Genomic DNA, 17895 nt, shown 5'->3' with positions numbered 1-17895 from the left:
CGAACTCACCACAGCAGCCCCCGGTCGATCTCGGCGGAGCCGGCGGCCGCGGTCACCGACCCGACCGGGACATGGTCCGGGTCGAGCGTGCCGTCGACGTCGAGGTCCGGGGCGGGAAACACGCCGAGGGTCTTGAGCGAGTCGCCCGCCGCCAGGAGGTCGGCCAGCACGACGCGCGCGCCGGGCTCCCAGGCCGCCTCGTCGAGCGTGATGACGAAGACGTACTGGCCCTGCCGCGCCTTCAGCGGGCGCGTGATCAGGCTCGACATGTTGACGCCCGCGCGGGCGAACGTGTCGGTGATCCGCGCCAGCACGCCCGGGCCCACCAGGTGGGGCGTGACCGCGAGCATCGTGCGCCAGGCCGAGGCTCCCCGTGCGCGGGCGGCGTCCAGGTGCTCGCGCGCGGCGTCCCGTGGCGCGAGCACGAGGAAGCGCGTGCGCCCGCCCCGGAAGTCCTCCACGGCACGCGCGCGGGTCTCCAGCCCGTACAGGTCGCCGCAGAGCGACGGCCCGAGCGCGACGGTGTGCGGCCCGGCATCACGGCAGGCGGCCGCGTTGGACGACGACGGCAGCGGGTGCAGCCCGCTCTCCGCGACGAACCCCGCGCACTGCGCCAGGCCGTGCGGGTGGGCGCTCACCTCGCGCAGCTCACCGTGCCCCGGGCGGACGAACGCGTCGAACGAGACGTCCAGCACCACCTCGTCGACGGCGACCACGTCGGGGCTGCCGATGAGCGCGTCCAGCGACGGCACCACGTAGCCCTCGACGGAACTCTCGATCGCGACGACGCCTACATCGGCGGTGCGGGCCGAGACGGCGTCATGCACGTGGGCCACCGTCGCGAGGGGCTCCGGGGGACGGGGCTGCCCGGCGACCGTCGTCGTACCCGTCATACCTGCCGCAGCCGGACCGGGCCCGTCGTCGTCCCCCTTGGCGCGGAGCGCCAGCCACTCACGGACCGCCTGGTGCGTGAACGTGCCCTCCGGTCCGAGATAGGCGGCGCGCAGCGCGCCGCTCACAGCTCGCCCGCCCACTGCGGTGCGGCCCGGTCGGGTCCGGGCTCGAACGTCGCGCCCGGCAGGACGGCGAGCGTGCGGTGCGCGATGCCGCGGGTGTCGAGCTCGTCGACGAGCGCGGACAGCACCGCCGACGAGGGGCAGGAGAACGACGTGAAGAACACGTGCGGCCCGGTGATCGACGCCTGGCTGCGCAGGTGCTGCAGGTCGATCCCGGCGTCGGCGATGACGGCGAGGGTGGGCTGGAGCGAGCCGCGGTGGTCGTCGTACGGGCCGAACGCCAGCCACACCTGGGCGGGCCGGGTGAACGCGGGCACGACGTCGCGGGCCTGGAGCAGGCCGTACCAGACCGGCCCGCGCTCGGCGAGGACGGCGCTGTCGGGCAGCTCGGTGAAGCCCGCGGGCACGCGGGACCGCTCCACGACGAGCGAACCGTCCGCCCCGGCAAGCGCCACCCGCTCGGCGACGGGCGTGCGGGTGGGAACCAGGCGGGGGTGCACGCCGAGCCCGCGCAGGACACCGGCGCAGTCGCGCAGCCCGGCCTCGTCGACCACCACCTGACCGCCGGAGCTGCCGCCGACGCCGACCCAGACCCATTGCGGCTCGACCGGCACGGCCGCGGTCACGATGAGCGACGGCGCGCCCTCCAGCAGCGCGCGCTCCAGCCCGGGCGAGGGCTGTTCGGGGTGCCCGAGGTGAACGACGGCCGCGAGATCGGCGATGCTCGCGACGGTGGCCAGGGTGTCGGCCGTGGTGCCCAGATCCAATAGTTCGACAGGTTCGGTGGACCATCCCTGCGCGCGTGCCGCGAGCAGCGCGTGCGCGGAGGACTCTCGTTCGTCGCGTCCCAGCATGGGTCCGAACCTACTGCCCCGGAGGGGCTCGTGCGTCATCTGTCCGCCGGATCATTCGGACAGCAGTCGCGTCCATGGGGTCTGTCAACTTAACGGCTCTGTCGCAATTCCGGTGGTCGCGGTCGGCGGGCGGCACCACGGCGACGCCACCCTGGGGCTGTCGGAGCAGGACCTGTCACGGGACGAGCGGTCGACCACCGGAAGTGCGACAGAGCCGTTGAACGTACAGTCCCGGCAAACCTCAAAGAGAAGGGGAGGACGAGTCAAGAGCAGCTATGTGCGTTGGCAGGACATCCGCGCGTGCCCTGCGTCTGAGATTCGTGCCGGAAGTCCGTTGCGGTTCGTCGCGAACCGCAACGGCGCGTCGGCCGGTGCTGGCGAACCGCAGCCTGCGTCTGCTGACCGTCGCCGAGCCGCAGGGACATGCCGACAACATCAAGGATTGTCGGCGTGTCACTGCGGCTCGGTGGCGGAGAACGTCCTTGAGTTGCGGTTCGGCCGGCACGGGCGCACTCAGGGTGCGGTTCGGCGGAGGGAATCGTTGCGCGGCTGCGGTTGGACCCGTGGTGTCGGCATGATGTTGCGGTTCGCGGGAAGCCGCTCGGCATGATGTTGCGGTTCGTCGCGAACCGCAACGGACTTCCACCACGAACCTCAGGCGCCGGACACTGGCGGCGGGACGGCAAGGTGCTTGCGATCGAGGTCAAGCTTGCTGACCGGGCCGAGGACGCGGACGTCAAGCATCTGCGATGGCTGAGTGATCAGATCGGTGACAACTTGATCGACGCCGTCGTGGTGACAGCAGGCGAACACGCCTACCGCCGGCGGGACGGAATCGCCGTCGTGCCCGCAGCGCTCCTGGGATCCTGAGCGTGACTCTCACCCGAGCTGCGCCGCCACTGCCCGCCCGGTCGTCCGGCCGGTGAAGAGGCAGCCCCCCAGGAACGTCCCCTCCAAGGCGCGGTGCCCGTGCACGCCGCCGCCGCCGAAGCCCGCCGCCTCGCCCACCGCCCACAGCCCCTCGACCGTCTCGCCGGACGCATCGAGGACCTGTCCGGAGGCGTCGCACCAGAGCCCGCCGAGCGTCTTGCGGGTCAGCACGCTCAGCCGCACGGCGAGCATCGGGCCGTCGGCCGGGTCGGTGAGCGCTCGCGGAGGGGCGACACGGATGCGCCGGTCCACCCAGAACGACCGCGCGGCCCGGGTCGCCACGACCTGCGGGTCCTTGCCCAGCCCGGAGAGCACCTGGGCGTCACGGGCGGCGACGATCCGCGCGAGCGCGTCCGCGTCGATGTGGCCCGTCGAGCCCGGGGTCCCCTCGGTGAGGGCGTTCATGCCGACAGCGAGCTCGGCCGGCGTCGCACCCCACACGAACTCGGGCGACTGCTCCGCGAACGTCCGCACCGGGACGGCCTTGCCACGGACGCGCTCGATGAGCTGCGGCACGGACTTCCCGGTCAGGTCCGGGTTCTGCTCGGAGCCCGACAGAGCGAACTCCTTCTCCATGATCGCCTTGTTCAGCACGAACCAGGAGTGGTCGTCACCGCGGCTCGTGATGTGCCGCAGCGCGCCCAGGGCGTCGAACCCGGGGTAGAGCGGGGCCGGGAGCCGCCCGCCGTCGGCGTCGAGCCAGAGCGACGACGGCCCGGGCAGGATGCGGATGCCGTGGTCGGTCCAGACGGGTGAGTGGTTCGCGATGCCCTCCGGGTAGTGCCACATGCGGTCCTCGTGCACCAGGGCGGCTCCCGCGTCGCGCGCGACGCCCAGCATCAGCCCGTCCGTGGAGTCGGGCACGCCGGACAGCATGCGCTCCGGGAGGCTCCCGGCCTCGCGCGGCCAGCGGGCGCGGGCGAGGTCGTGGTTCGCGCCGATGCCGCCCGAGGCGATCACCACGGCCTGAGCACGTAGCTCCACCTCGCCCGTGACCTCGCGGGACGACGGCGTGCCGCGTCCCGAGAAGGCAGCTCCGGCCGGGGCGTCGTCGTCGGACAGGACCTCCGCGCGCACGCCGGTCACGGCGCCGCCGGACCGGAGCACCTCGACGACGCGGTGGCGGAACCGCAGATCGAGCAGGCCGTCGGCGACGGCCTCGCGGGCCGCACGGACGAACGGCTCCAGGAGGCCCGGGCCCGTGCCCCAGGTGACGTGGAAGCGGGGGACGGAGTTGCCGTGCTCGGTGGGCGCGCCCGTCGCCGCCCCGCCGGTCACGGGATAGCCTCCGCGCTCGGCCCACTGCACCAGCGGGAACCAGCGCACGCCCTTGCCGTGCAGCCAGGGCCGCATCTCGCCGGCCGCGAACTCGACGAAACCCTCGGCCCAGGCGTAGCCGTGCCGGTCGGGACCCTCGCCACGCTCGGCACCGGCGGCGAACTGCGCCGAGCCGAGCCAGTCCGCGAAGGCGAGCTCGGCGTCGTCGCGCACGCCGACACGGCGCTGTTCCGGAGAGCCGACGAGGAAGAGCCCACCGAACGACCACCACGCCTGCCCGCCCAGCGAGCGGGCCGGCTCCTGGTCCACGACCACCACCCGTTTGCCGGCGGCGGCCAGCTCCGTTGCTGCGACCAGCCCGGACAGGCCCGCACCCACGACGACGACGTCGGCGGTGACCACATCGTCGCTGATGGCAGGACCGCTGTTGGAGACGGCGTCAGACATGACCGCAGCGTAGCGGGAAGCGGGACGCGACGGGAGGGCCGCGTGGCGGACGAGCCTCGGCGCACCACCCGCGTGCCACGATGGAGCCATGCCAGCGTCGTCGAAACCGCAGGACAGCCACCAGGAAGCCACGGACGGAGAGGCGGAGGCCATGGACCGGACGCCGCGAGTCACCCGCGTCGCGCGGCCGACTCCCGGTCGACCCGTCACGGTGACCCCCCAGCGCGTGCCCGGCGACCCTGAGCCACGCCCCGTCGTCCGGCCGCTGAAGCAGCCCACCCGGCACCGCAGCCACGTGCCGCCGCTCGGCGTGCACGCCACCCCGGACGGCGGGATCGACGTCGCCGTCCTCGCCTCCCACGCCACCGCCGTGGACCTCTGCCTCATCGACGTCGCCGCGGACGGCGGGCTCCACGAGACCCGCATCGAACTCGAAGGCCCGGTCTACGGCGTCTGGCACGCCCACGTGCCCGACGTCGCCCCCGGCCGGCGCTACGGCTTCCGCGCGTACGGGCCGTGGGACCCGAAGGCCGGACTGCGCTACAACCCGGCCAAGCTGCTCGTGGACCCCTACGCCCGCGGCCTGGTCGGCGAGGTCACCTACGCGCCCGAGGTGCTCGGATCGCCGGCCCGTCCCGACGACGACACCCTGCGCGCCGAGCGCTACGGCCCCCCGGACGACCGCGACTCCATCGCGCACGTCCCGCACGGCGTCGTCGTCGGCCCGCTGACACCGCCGCAGCCGCTGACCCGGCCGCGCGTGCCCTGGGCGGACACCGTCATCTACGAGGCGCACGTGCGCGGCCTGACCCTCCTCAACGAGAAGATCCCCGAGGACCTCCGCGGCACCTACGCCGGACTCGCCCACCCCGCGACGATCGAGCACCTCACGTCCCTCGGCGTCACCACCCTCGAACTCCTCCCGATCCACGCCAATGCCACCGAGTCCCGGCTCGCCACCCAGGGACTGACCAACTACTGGGGCTACAACACGCTCGGCTTCTTCGCGCCCAACAGCACCTACGCGACCCGCGCCGCACAGGAAAACGGGGCCGAGGCCGTACTCGACGAGGTGCGCGGCATGGTCCACCTCCTGCACGCCGCCGGCATCGAGGTGCTGCTCGACGTCGTCTACAACCACACCTGCGAAGGCGGCGACGACGGCCTCCACCTCTCCTGGCGCGGCCTCGACAACCCCGTCTACTACCTGCACGACGGCGCCTCCCCGGCCGCACTCGCGGACGTCACCGGCACCGGCAACTCGCTCGACTTCCGCAGACCACGCGTCATCCAGCTGGCCCTGGACTCCCTGCGCTACTGGGCGCAGACCATCGGCGTGGACGGATTCCGGTTCGACCTCGCCGTGACCCTCGCCCGCGGATCCTTCGGCTTCGATCCCGACCACCCCTTCCTCGTCGCCCTGCAGACCGACCCCGTGCTGTCGGGGCTCAAGCTGGTCGCGGAACCGTGGGACGTCGGGCCCGGCGGCTGGCAGACCGGCCAGTTCCCGCCACCGCTCGCCGAATGGAACGACCGGTTCCGCGACGCCGCACGCGGGTTCTGGCTGGAGTCCCCCAAGCAGGGCTCGCACGGCGCGCCCATGCGCGGGCTGCGGGAACTCGCGACCCGGCTGGCCGGATCCGCCGACCTGTTCGGGCCGGGCGACCCGCCCCTCGTGCGGGGACCGGTCGCGTCCGTCAACTACGTGACCGCCCACGACGGCTTCACCCTCGCCGACCTGGTCGCCTACGAGCACAAGCGCAACCACCCCAACGGCGAGGACAACCGCGACGGCACCGACAACAACCTCTCCTGGAACCACGGCCTGGAGGGCCACTCGCCCGGGGGCGACGACGCCACCACCGAGCCCTGGGAGGCGATCGTGCCGCTGCGGCGGCGCTCGCAGCGGAACCTGCTCGCGACGCTGCTGCTCGGCGGGGGCACCCCGATGATCACGGCGGGCGACGAGTCGGGGCGCTCGCAGGACGGCAACAACAACGCGTACGTGCAGGACAACGAGGTGTCCTGGGTGCCGTGGAAGCTGGACGGCGCGGGCGAGGACCTGCTGGCCACCACCCGCTTCCTGGCGAGGCTGCGGCAGGAGCATCCCGCCCTCCGGGCCGATTCGTTCTTCCTCGGCATCCCCCGGCCGTACGAGCCCTACCCGGACCTGCTGTGGTTCTCCGAGACGGGCGCGCCCATGGACGTCGTGGCGTGGGACACCCCGGGCCGGTGCGTGCTGCAGATGCTGCGCTCGGGCCCGGGCGACGACGACGCGGACGTGCTGCTCGTGATCAACGGCGGGCTGTCCGACGCCGAGGTGACCCTGCCCGCCGTCGCCGGGACGGACGGCGACCGCGCCCCGGCGAAACGCTGGGACCGGGTCTGGGACTCCGCCTGGGACCGCCCGGAACCCCCGGACGAGGAAGAACGCCGCTGCGACGCCACGACGACGCTGGACGCGCTGAGCGTGCAGGTATTCCTGACCCGGCCGGCCAGGCGCACGAGCCAGGAGGCATGAGGTTGGCGTCCCCGGCACGAGGTCGGCGACAGCGCATCTCGGGCGATGCGCGCGAACCTCGTGCATGGTCGGCCGGTTGTCGGGTGGTCGGTCCGATGTGGTGAAGTCGGTCCCCCGAGCGGCCGATCACACGACATGCGGCCGACCTCACGACAACCGGCCGACCACACCCACCCGCCCGGCGGCGCGGTAAGCCTTTTCCCGAAATGCTGGACATCTTCCCCGGGCGCCCTGCATGATGTGTGACGGGCGGCCAATGAAACCTTTCAAAGCTGCAGGGTCACCGCCCGCTCCATCTATGTACTGACGCAGCTCAACGACGAGACCGCGAGGTGAAACGACCTTGTCCCGAGCAATCCCCCGCAGATCGCCAGTCCTGCGAGCCGCAGCCCTGGCCGCCGTGCTCGCCCTTCCCGTAGCCACAGTCACCGCAGTTCCCGCGGCTGCCGCGCCGGCCGCCCCCGAGTCCGTCCGTGTCGCGCACGCGGACGAGAACTCCCTGACCATCCGCTGGAGCGAGGTCGAGGACGCCTCCGGCTACGTGCTGAGCCGTGCCGACAGCCTCGACGGGCCGTGGACCGAGGTCGCGCGCACCGACGAGCGCACCGTGTTTGCCACGGACTCCGGGATCGACACCGGCGCGGTCCACTACTACCGCGCCACGGCGCTCGGGGCGGACGGAGAGAGCGCGCCCAGCGCCCCCGGCGTCGGCTCCCTGGTCGGCCTGCCCGACGTCGAGCTGCCCGACGGCGGGCTCGTCCTCGACCTCGGGCCCGGCGCGGTCGCGGACGGCGCCGCCGCGCTGACCGCGGAGACCGCCTACACCGCCGGGAACCGCCTCGGCTGGGTCGACCCCTCCGCCGTCACCGGCACCGACCGCGGCACGGACAACGCCCTGCGCGGCGACTTCGTCACCGTCGGCGACACCGAGCTCGTCGCCGACCTGCCGGCGGGCGACTACACGATCGACGTGGTCGCGGGCGACCTCGAGGGCGCCACCGACATCGCGATCACCGCGGAGCAGATGGAGAAGGTGGAGCCCTCCCAGGCGGAAGCCGGCGAGTTCGTCACCGCGACCTTCGACATCGCCCTCGTGGACGGCCAGCTCAACCTCGAGTTCGCGGGGAGCGCGGCGAACCTCGCGGGCCTCACGATCACCCGCAGGACGGAGCGCGACCCCGGCGCCCTGCCCACCGTGTGGGTCACGGGCGACTCCACCGTCCAGACGTACGACACGTACTGGGCGCCGCAGGCCGGCTGGGGCCAGATGATCGACCGGTTCCTGTCGGACGACGTCGTCGTCACGAACAAGGCGATCGGCGGACGCTCCTCGAAGAACTTCATCAGCCAGGGCCGCCTCGACGAGGTGCTGACACGGATCCGCCCGGGCGACACGCTGTTCGTCCAGTTCGGGCACAACGACAACAGCTACGGCGTGGACGACCGGTACGCGGCCCCCGCCGACTACCGCAACTACCTGCGCACCTACGTGGACGGCGCGCGGCAGCGCGGAGCCACGCCCGTGCTCGTCACGCCCGTCTCCCGGCGCTCGTTCGACCCGGACACCGGCGAGTTCAACGTCTCGTTCCCGGCCTACGTCCGCGAGGCGAGCGAGCTCGCCGCCGAGCTGGACGTGCCGCTCGTGGACCTGTCCGCGAGCAGCCGCGGCTACCTGGACGAGATCGGGCCCGAGGCAGCGAAGTCCGTGTTCCTGCACGTCCCGGCCGGGGTCTACCCGAACCGGCCCAACGGCACCACGGACGACACGCACTTCCAGGAGTACGGCGCGATCCAGATGGCGCGGCTCGTCGCCCAGGGCACGGCCGGCCTGGGCATCCCGCTGTCCGGCGAGGTGGTCGACGTCGAGCCGCCCGCGGCCGTCCCGCCCGCCCCGACCGGCCTGGACACCGGCTCCGTGTCGAACACGAGCATCCGGCTGACCTGGGACGACACCGAGAACGCGGATATCTACCGGGTGTTCCGGCGCCAGAGCGGCACGGAGGACTGGGCGCTCGCCACGACGTCGACCGTCCCGGTCGCCGACATCACGGGGCTGACCGAGGGCACCACCTACGACCTGCGCGTCGTGGCGGCGAACGGCCGGGGTGACTCGGCGCCGTCGGACAGCATCACCGTCAGCACGAAGGCGGCGCTGTACAAGTTCGACTTCCAGCTCCAGGGGAACGAGACGCTCGACGGCTGGACCGCCGTCGACCCCACCACCCTCTACGGCCAGGACCTCGGATACGGCTTCACCAGCGACGCCGGACCCGGCGGCCGCGACCGCGGCACCGACTGGGACTACGACCCGAACGCTATGGAGCGCGACTTCCTCCTGCCGTCCTCCGAGACGCCGTTCGCCGTCGACCTGGTGCCCGGCAGCTACGCCGTGACCGCGTACTGGGGCGACATGCTCGGCACCGCCCGGCTCGGCCTGAACGTCGAGGGGCGTGACCTCGGCTCGTCGAACGCGGGGCGCGGCTCCGTGTCGAGCAAGGTGATCCAGCCGGTGGAGGTCACGGACGGGACGCTCGGCATCGTCGCCAACGGCTGGCTGAACGGCGTGACGATCACGCCGCTCGAGACGGCCGTGGCGAACCTGGCGGCCGGCGAGGTGACGTTCGACGGCGTGACCGCCTCGGTCCCGCTGACCTGGGACACCACTGACGACGCCGCAGGCTACCGGGTGTACCGGCAGGCCGAGGGGACGACCGTGCGCGAGGCCGTCGCGGACGTCACCGAGGGGTCGTACACCGACACGACGGCGTACGTCGGGCTCGGCTACGAGTACACCGTGCTGGCCCTGGACGACGAGGGCACGGAGGGCATCGCGGGCCCGCCGCTGGAGGTGTCCACCGTCGACCCGGACGTGGAGGTGCCGGCGACGCCGTCGGGCCTGGCGGTCGGTGAGGTCGGCAAGAACCTGGTGTCGCTGAGCTGGGACGCCGTCGGCGACGCGCTCTACTACCGGGTCCTGCGCGCCGAGTCCGCGGACGAGGAGCCGGTGGTCGTCGGCGCCGTCACCGGGACCTCGTACGACGACACCGACGTCCTCACGACCGTGCCGTACCACTACACGGTGGTCGCGATGAACGCCGGCGGCGCGTCGGCGTCGTCGGACGCGGTGGTCTCGCCGGCCGACACCCTGCTGTCGCGGCAGGCCGAGCGGATCGACCGGTCGCCGGTCGCGGTCGCGCTGCCGGACGGCGGCGTCTACGTGGGCTGGCGCATGCTCGGGGACGACCCCGAGGCGATCCGGTTCCACGTCTACCGCGACGGCGAGCGGATCACGAGGAGGCCGGTCACCGGCTCGACGAACCTGACCGACGCCCACGGCACCGCCGACTCGACGTACCGCGTCAGCGAGGTGCGAGGCAAGGGCCACGGGAACGGCAAGGGCCGGGGCAACGGCAAGGGGGCGAAGGAGCGCTGGGCCACCGCCGAGTTCACCCCGTGGGACGGCCAGACGCAGGACATCCCGCTCGACAAGCCGTCCGGCGGTGTCACGCCCGACGGCGAGGAGTACACCTACCGCGCGAACGACGCCTCGGTGGGCGACGTCGACGGCGACGGGCAGTACGAGATCATCGTCAAGTGGGACCCGTCCAACTCCCACGACAACTCGCACTCCGGCTACACCGGGAACGTCTACCTCGACGCGTACGAGCTCGACGGCACGCGGCTGTGGCGCGTCGACCTCGGCGTGAACATCCGGGCCGGGGCGCACTACACGCAGTTCCAGGTGTTCGACTACGACGGCGACGGCCGGGCCGAGCTGATGGCCAAGACCGCCGACGGCACCACCGACGCCGCGGGCACCGTGATCGGCGACGCCGGCGCGGACCACCGCACCACGAACGGCTACGTCCTGAACGGGCCGGAGTTCCTCACGGTGTTCGACGGCGCCACCGGCGTCGCTCTCGACACGATCGACTACGTCCCGCCGCGCGGCAACGTCGCGGACTGGGGCGACGGGTACGGCAACCGCGTGGACAGGTTCCTCGCGGCGACCGCGTACCTCGACGGCGAGCACCCCTCCGCGGTGTTCTCCCGCGGCTACTACACCCGGACCGTCATCGCCGCGTTCGACTGGGACGGCGAGGAGCTCAGCGAGCGCTGGGTCTTCGACTCGAACGAGACCGGCGCCGAGTGGGCCGGCCAGGGCAACCACGACATGCACGTGGCCGACGTCGACGGCGACCAGCTCGACGAGATCGTCTTCGGGTCGATGACCGTGGACGACGACGGCACCGGGCTGTACAGCACCGAGCTCGGTCACGGTGACGCGATCCACGTGAGCGACCTCGACCCGGCGCGCGACGGTCTGGAGGTGTTCGCCGCGCACGAGTCCATGGGAGCGTCCGGCGACCGCGGGGCGACCTTCCGGGACGCGGCCACGGGCGAGGTGCTGTGGTCGATCCCGGGCAACCGGGACACCGGCCGCGCCGCGGCCGGCGACGTCGACCCCCGGTACGACGGCGCCGAGTCGTGGGCGATCGGCGGCGACTACGCGTGGAACTCGCGGGTCGGCGAGCTGCGCTCGGTGTCGGGGGAGCTGATCGGCACCGATATCCCGGCCGCCAACTTCCTCACCTGGTGGGACGGCGACCTCCTGCGGGAGATCGGCGACCACGACTTCTCCCAGGATGCCGGGGTCGGAGTGCCCACCATCGCCAAGTGGGACTGGGAGGCCGGCGAGGAGGTGGAGATCTACCGCGCCACCGGGACGTTCTCGAACAACTCCACGAAGGGCAACGTGTCGCTCCAGGCCGACCTGTTCGGTGACTGGCGCGAGGAGATCGTCACCCGCACGGAGGACTCGACGGCGCTGCGGATCGCCACCACGGTGGACCCGACGGCGCACCGCCTGCGCACGCTCATGTCGGATCCGATGTACCGCACGGCGGTGGCCTGGCAGAACACGGCGTACAACCAGCCGCCGCACGTGAGCTACTTCCTCGGCGAGGGCATGGAGACCCCGCCGGCTCCCCGCCTGGACTACACGACGGACCCCGCCCGCCCCGACTGGGTGCGCTGACCGCCCCACCGGGAACTGATCCGACCGCATCGCCCGCCCGCGCGGCCGGGCGATGCGGTCGGCAGGCTGCCGGGTGCCGCCCGGTCCGCCCGGTTAGGGTTTCTTTCATGCGCATCGTCGTCGCGGTCAAGTACGTCCCGGACATCAGCACGGACCGGGGCTTCGAGGACTGTCGCGTCCGCCGCGCGCCCGACGAGGGCACCCTCAACGAGCTCGACGAGAACGCCATCGAGGCCGCCCTGCAGATCGTCGAGGCGGCCGGGGAGGGCGAGGTCGTCGCCCTGACGGTCGCGCCGCCCGACGGCGACCCCGCGCTGCGCAAGGCGTTCCAGCTCGGCGTCGACCGCGGGATCCGCGTATCCGACGACGTTCTCGCCGGCGCCGACTACTTCGGCACCGCCGCGGCCCTGGCCGCCGCCGTCCGTAAGCTCGAGTCCGAGGGCCCGGTGGACCTGGTGATCACCGGCATGGCCGCGCTCGACGGCCTCGGCTCGGTGGTTCCGACCCTGCTCGCGGCCGAGCTCGGCCGCCCCGCGCTCACCCTCGCGAAGAAGGTCGGTGTGTCCGGCGGCGTCCTGTCCGTGACCCGTCAGCACGACGACGTCACCGAGGAACTCTCCGCGCCGCTGCCGGCCGTGCTGTCGGTGACGGACACCGCGAACCAGCCCCGGCTGCCCAACTTCAAGCGCATCATGGCCGCGCGCAGCAAGCAGGGCGAGGCGTGGACGGCGTCGGACATCGGGCTGGACGCGCCCGTCGCCCGCACGCGTGTGCTCAGCGCCGGGCCGCGCCCCCAGCGGCCCGAGGTGGAGCTCGTCACCGACAAGGGCGAGGGCGGCAAGGCCCTGGCCGCATACCTGATCAAGAACGACCTGGTCTGAGGGACCCGAGATGACGAACCGCACCGTCCTGGTCCTGCTCGACCCGGCCACCGAGATCCGCACCAGCGCGCTGGAGCTCTTCACGATCGCCCGCGGCCTCGGCACGGTCGAGGTGGTCGCCCTGGAGGGCGTCGGCGTCGAGGTCCTCGCGCAGCTCGAGGCGTACGGCGTCGAGTCGGTGCACCAGGCGGAGTTCTCCGACGCCGCCGGCAACGTGGTCGCCGGCGACGAGCGGCACCTGCCCGCCGTCGTCGCCGCGGCGCTGGCCGCGGCGGTGCGCCGCGCCGACGCCGACGTGGTGCTGCTGCCGAGCAGCTTCGCGGCGAAGGAGGCGGCGGCGCTGACCGCCCGCACGCTGGACGCGGGCCTGATCATCGACGCCGCCGGGGTCTCCGAGGGACCCTCCGGCCGCATCGTGGGCTCGAAGCGCGTCTTCGCCGGGTCGTGGGACACGTCGTGCGAGGTGACCACCGACGTCGCGGTGCTGACCGTCCGCGCGAACGCCGTCGTCCCCGTTCCCGCCGGCACGCCCGTGAACACGCAGACGGAGCCGCTGCCCGTCGAGGTGCCGGAGCTCGGCGTGACGCTCGCGTCGCGCGAGGTGAAGGCACGCGTGGGCGACCGGCCTCCCCTGGAGGAGGCGGCGATCGTCGTCGCGGGCGGGCGCGGGACGGAGGGCGACTTCGCCCCCGTCGTCGAGCTGGCCGACGCGCTCGGCGCGGCCGTCGGCGCGTCGCGCGACGCGGTGTTCGAGGGCTGGTGGGACACCTATGTGGGGCAGACCGGCGTCACCGTCGCGCCGCGCGTGTACATCGGCGCGGGCATCTCGGGCGCGCCGCACCACCGGGGTGGGATGCAGGCGTCGCAGCACATCGTCGCCGTGAACAGCGACCCGGAGGCGCCGATCTTCGAGATCTGCGACTTCGCGGTCATCGGCGAACTGGCCGACGTCCTCCCCCAGGCAGCGGAAGAAATCCGCAACCACAAGGCCTGAGCGCCGGAGCAACCCGGCTCATGGAGGCATATCAGTAGGTCTTCGCGAGGAGGAAGTCCGGGATGCGCTGGTGCTGGATGCCGCCCGTGCGGTCCCCCGCCTGCGGATCGAGCGTCAGCACGTACTTGGGGTAGTTGTCCTCGATCGCCTGCAGCGGGGCGTACTCGCGCCGCCGGGTCTCCTCGGATGCGGCGATCGTCGTGGCGACCTGCACGTAGATCCTGTCCTCGTGCCGTTCCGCGACGAAGTCGACCTCGGTGGCTCCTACCTTGCCGATCCGCACGTCGTAGCCACGGCGACGGAGCTCCAGCCAGACGATGTTCTCCAGGATGCCTGGCAGCCGCGTGTCGGAGTACCCGAACAGGGCATTCACCAGCCCGTGGTCCCCGGCGAAGTGCTTTTCGTCCGTGGCGAGCATGCCTCCGGGGGTGGCGATTACGATCGCCACTCCGGCTCGATCTGGCTGCTCTGGCGACTGTAATCGCCACCGGGGCCTGAGGGTGGCCTCCTGGCGATCACGGTCGCCATCGCGCACGGCGCAGAATGGTGCCATGACGTCCCTGCCGCCGCTCGTGCCGATCCGCGAGCCGTTGTCGCCCGGCGACCGGCGCCGTGCCGCCCGGCACCTGCTGCTCGGCGGGTTCGGGCCCGAAGCACAGGCGCGGCTGACCGGGGCGCGCGTCGTCGTGATCGGGGCCGGGGGGCTCGGGTCGCCGGTGCTGCAGTACCTGGCCGCCGCAGGCGTGGGCACGCTGGGCATCGTGGACGACGACGTCGTCGCGCCGTCGAACCTGCAACGTCAGGTGCTGCACGGCCCCGACGACGCCGGGCGACCCAAGACGACGTCCGCCGCCGACACCCTGCGCGCGCTGTGCGGCCCCGGCCTCAAGATCGCCGAGCACCGCCTCCGCCTCGACGCCTCGAACGCGGCGGAGATCCTGGCCGGCTACGACCTGGTCGTGGACGGTTCGGACACGTTCGCCACCCGCTACGCCGTGTCCGACGCCGCCGCCGCGCTCGGCATGCCCGTCGTGTGGGGCACCGTGCTGGGCTGGGACGGCCAGGTCTCGGTGTGGTGGTCCGCCGCGCCCGGCGGCCGCGCCCTCACCTACCCGGACGTGTTCGGACCGCAGCCGCCCGAGGGCGACTCGTGCGAGACGGTCGGCGTCCTCGGCCCGGCGTGCGGCGCGGTCGGCTCGGCCCTGGCGGTCGAGGCGGTCAAGCTGCTCACCGGCACGGGCGACGTCGCCCTCGGGCGACTCCTCGTGTACGACGCGCGGACGTCGGGCTGGGACACGATCCCGCTCGCGGCACCCGCGGCACCGCCCGTGCCCGACGACGGACGAGCGACCGGGACCGATGGGCCCGACAGCGCGGACCTCACCACGCACCTGCCTGACGGCGCGCTGGTGGTCGACGTCGGGCGACTGCCCGCGCGGCTCCCCGCCGGGACCCCCGCCGTCCGCGCCGACCTGGAGGCACTCGCCGCCGGCGACCTGCCCCCCGCCCTCGCGGACCACCCGGCGGACGCACCCGTCGTCGTCGTGTGCGAGCGGGGCCTGCGATCCCGGGGCGCTGCCGCGCTGCTCGCCGACCTGGGCTGGAGCGACGTCACGCCAGCGGGTCACCTCCTGTTCACCTGAGCGTTCACACCAGGTCGGCACGAGGTCACGGCTCGCTCCTAGCGTCGGCGACGACCGTCCCCCCTCCTCGCCAGACCGGAGTCACCACGATGACGATCGCCCCCGAGTCGCGTCAGCTGTTGCCTGTCGCGACCACCCCGCACTACGCCCGCGGCAAACGTGCCGCCGCCACCTGCTACTGGAAGTGCGCCGACCAGTGCGCGCACCCGGCGCCGAACGTGAGCGCCAACGAGTACTTCCGCGACGTCGCCTCCAAGGCCCTGTCGCGCCGCGTCATGCTCGGCGGCATGGCCGTCGCGGCGGGCGCGGTCGTGGTGGGCGCCGAGGCGATCGGCGCGCAGCCCGCCGCGGCCGGCACGCTCACCGGCCAGGGCCACGGTCGCGGCAGGGGCTTGTCGTTCGGCCCGATCGAGACGCAGGACTGGACCGTCGACGACGTCGTCGTGCCCCAGGGTTACGACTGGTCGACCATCATCCGCTGGGGCGACCCGATCCTGCCCGGCGGTCACGCCTTCGACATCGCCGACCAGTCCGAGGAGCAGCAGAAGCTGCAGTTCGGCTACAACTGCGACTACCTCGACATCCTCCCGGAGCACCCGCGCCACATCCGCTCGATGGTCGAGACCCGGCGCGGACGCCGCGGCCTGCTCGTGACGAACCACGAGTACACCAACCCGAACATCATGTTCGACGAGTCCTACGACGACGCCACCAAGCGCGCCGTGACGCGCGCCGCCCACGGCATGTCCGTGGTCGAGGTGACGCGCAAGTACGAGGGCGGTCCGTGGACCTACCTGCGCGTCGCCCCGAAGAACCGCCGCGTGCACATGGACACGGAGTTCACCATCGACGGCCCGCTGGCCGGCCACGACCTCATGAGGACGGTCGAGGACCCGGACGGCATCACCGTGCGCGGCACGCTGAACAACTGCGCCGGCGGCACCACGCCGTGGGGCACGGTGCTGTCGGGCGAGGAGAACTGGCACGGCTACTTCAAGGTGGCCGGCAACGACCCGCGCGACGCCCGCTACGGCCTCGGTAACTCGGGCACCCGGTACGGCTGGGAGCTCGACGACCCGCGCTTCGACACCTCGAACCCGGGCTACGAGAACGAGCACCACCGCTTCGGCTGGGTGGTCGAAATCGACCCGTACGACCCGTCGGCCGCCCCGGTCAAGCACACGTCGATGGGCCGGTTCAAGCACGAGGGCGCGAACGTCATCGTGGCGCCGGACAAGCGGATCGTGGCCTACATGGGCGACGACGAGCGCTTCGACTACGTGTACAAGTTCGTCTCGAAGAACGCGATGCGCGACGGCCACAGCCACTGGGCACGCGCCCACAACAAGACGCTCCTGAGCGAGGGCGACCTGTACGTCGCGAAGTTCCTGGGCGACTCCCCGGCCGAGGAGATCGACGGCTCCGGCACCGTGCCGTCCGACGGCGCGTTCGACGGTACCGGCGAGTGGCTGCCGCTCGTGGTCGACGGCGAGTCGGCCGTGCCCGGGATGTCGGTCGAGGAGGTCCTGCTCTGGACGCGCGTCGCGGCGGACGCCGTGGGCGCCACGAAGATGGACCGCCCCGAGGACGTGGAGCCGAACCCGTTCACCGGCAACGTCTACATCGCCTGCACCAACAACTCGCAGCGCGGCACCGACGGGCGCCCGCCCGCCGACGAGATGAACCCGCGCAACGAGAACCGCGACGGGCACATCGTCGAGATCGTCGAGGGCGACCAGACGTCCACCTGGTTCGCCTGGAACCTGCTCCTCGTGGCGGGAGACCCGAGCGTGAACGACTCCACGTACTTCTCGGGCTTCCCGGCCGACAAGGTGTCGCCGATCTCCTGCCCGGACAACGTGGCGTTCGACACCGACGGCAACCTGTGGATCTCGACGGACGGCCAGCCCTCCGCGATCCAGAAGTGCGACGGCATCTTCAAGGTCACGCTCACCGGCCGCGAGCGCGGCAACGTCGAGCAGTTCCTCTCGGTGCCCCGCAGGGCGGAGGCGTGCGGCCCGCTCATCGACGTGCGCGACAAGATGGTCTACGTCAACGTCCAGCACCCGGGCGACGACGGCTCGTTCGCGGGGCAGACGTCCTACTTCCCGGACTACCTCGACGAGGGCGAGAGCGGGCCCGTGGGCTCGTGGCGCGGGCCCCGCCCGTCGACGGTCCAGGTGTACAAGAAGCGCGGCCGCCGCTGATGGTGACGCACCCTGGTGCCCCCTGAGTACCTCCGGCCCGGCGTCGTGGCACCGTCCACGACGCCGGCCCGGCGCGTCGAGAACAC

Annotated in this window: 11 protein-coding genes; 7 read left to right on the top strand and 4 right to left on the bottom strand. The window is 72.5% G+C overall.

The window, feature by feature from the left end; all coding sequences use genetic code 11:
- Positions 1 to 5: 5 nt before the first annotated feature.
- Together ACYVK5_RS20435 and ACYVK5_RS20430 are read right to left on the bottom strand one after the other, a co-directional pair.
- Positions 6 to 1019 carry a prephenate dehydratase gene (locus ACYVK5_RS20435; protein ID WP_460707821.1) on the bottom strand — a complete coding sequence of 338 codons (1014 nt, stop codon included), beginning with the start codon at positions 1017 to 1019 and terminating at the stop codon, positions 6 to 8.
- Positions 1016 to 1870 (bottom strand): hypothetical protein, encoded by an 855-nt coding sequence (locus tag ACYVK5_RS20430; RefSeq protein ID WP_460707820.1) that lies wholly within the window; start codon positions 1868 to 1870, stop codon positions 1016 to 1018. Before ACYVK5_RS20430 ends, ACYVK5_RS20435 begins: the two co-directional genes overlap by 4 nt.
- Positions 1871 to 2476: 606 nt before the next feature.
- Between ACYVK5_RS20430 and ACYVK5_RS20425 the strand changes: the two genes are divergently transcribed.
- Positions 2477 to 2740: a hypothetical protein gene (locus tag ACYVK5_RS20425; RefSeq protein WP_460707819.1), complete on the top strand. Its 264-nt coding sequence runs from the start codon at positions 2477 to 2479 to the stop codon at positions 2738 to 2740.
- 9 nt (positions 2741 to 2749) lie between these two features.
- Here the strand turns inward: ACYVK5_RS20425 and ACYVK5_RS20420 are convergent, their stop codons facing one another.
- Entirely contained in the window at positions 2750 to 4525 is a 1776-nt protein-coding gene (locus ACYVK5_RS20420; RefSeq protein ID WP_460707818.1) for an FAD-binding dehydrogenase, read from the bottom strand.
- 88 nt (positions 4526 to 4613) lie between these two features.
- Here ACYVK5_RS20420 and glgX point away from each other — a divergent pair, with 88 nt between their 5' ends.
- The 4 genes from glgX (at position 4614) to ACYVK5_RS20400 (ending at position 13959) form a co-directional block, all read left to right on the top strand.
- A complete protein-coding gene (gene glgX / locus ACYVK5_RS20415) occupies positions 4614 to 7046 on the top strand; it encodes a glycogen debranching protein GlgX (RefSeq protein WP_460707817.1) in 2433 nt (810 codons plus the stop codon).
- Positions 7047 to 7389: 343 nt separating this feature from the next.
- A complete protein-coding gene (locus tag ACYVK5_RS20410; RefSeq protein ID WP_460707816.1) occupies positions 7390 to 12084 on the top strand; it encodes a rhamnogalacturonan lyase family protein in 4695 nt (1564 codons plus the stop codon).
- Positions 12085 to 12191: 107 nt separating this feature from the next.
- A complete protein-coding gene (locus ACYVK5_RS20405; RefSeq protein WP_460707815.1) occupies positions 12192 to 12965 on the top strand; it encodes an electron transfer flavoprotein subunit beta/FixA family protein in 774 nt (257 codons plus the stop codon).
- Positions 12966 to 12975: 10 nt separating this feature from the next.
- Positions 12976 to 13959 (top strand): electron transfer flavoprotein subunit alpha/FixB family protein, encoded by a 984-nt coding sequence (locus tag ACYVK5_RS20400; RefSeq protein WP_460707814.1) that lies wholly within the window; start codon positions 12976 to 12978, stop codon positions 13957 to 13959.
- Positions 13960 to 13990: 31 nt separating this feature from the next.
- On the opposite strand, the gene ACYVK5_RS20395 is transcribed toward ACYVK5_RS20400, so the two are convergent.
- Positions 13991 to 14407 carry a hypothetical protein gene (locus ACYVK5_RS20395; RefSeq protein WP_460707813.1) on the bottom strand — a complete coding sequence of 139 codons (417 nt, stop codon included), beginning with the start codon at positions 14405 to 14407 and terminating at the stop codon, positions 13991 to 13993.
- Between the two features lie 103 nt (positions 14408 to 14510).
- Here ACYVK5_RS20395 and ACYVK5_RS20390 point away from each other — a divergent pair, with 103 nt between their 5' ends.
- Together ACYVK5_RS20390 and ACYVK5_RS20385 are read left to right on the top strand one after the other, a co-directional pair.
- Positions 14511 to 15602 carry a ThiF family adenylyltransferase gene (locus ACYVK5_RS20390; RefSeq protein ID WP_460707812.1) on the top strand — a complete coding sequence of 364 codons (1092 nt, stop codon included), beginning with the start codon at positions 14511 to 14513 and terminating at the stop codon, positions 15600 to 15602.
- An 89-nt stretch (positions 15603 to 15691) separates the two neighbouring features.
- A complete protein-coding gene (locus ACYVK5_RS20385; RefSeq protein ID WP_460707811.1) occupies positions 15692 to 17809 on the top strand; it encodes a PhoX family protein in 2118 nt (705 codons plus the stop codon).
- Positions 17810 to 17895 lie beyond the last annotated feature (86 nt).

The organism is Myceligenerans halotolerans, assembly GCF_054782975.1.
The sequence above is the reverse complement of the archived record's forward strand: the minus strand, read 5'-3'. Positions and strand labels throughout refer to the sequence as shown.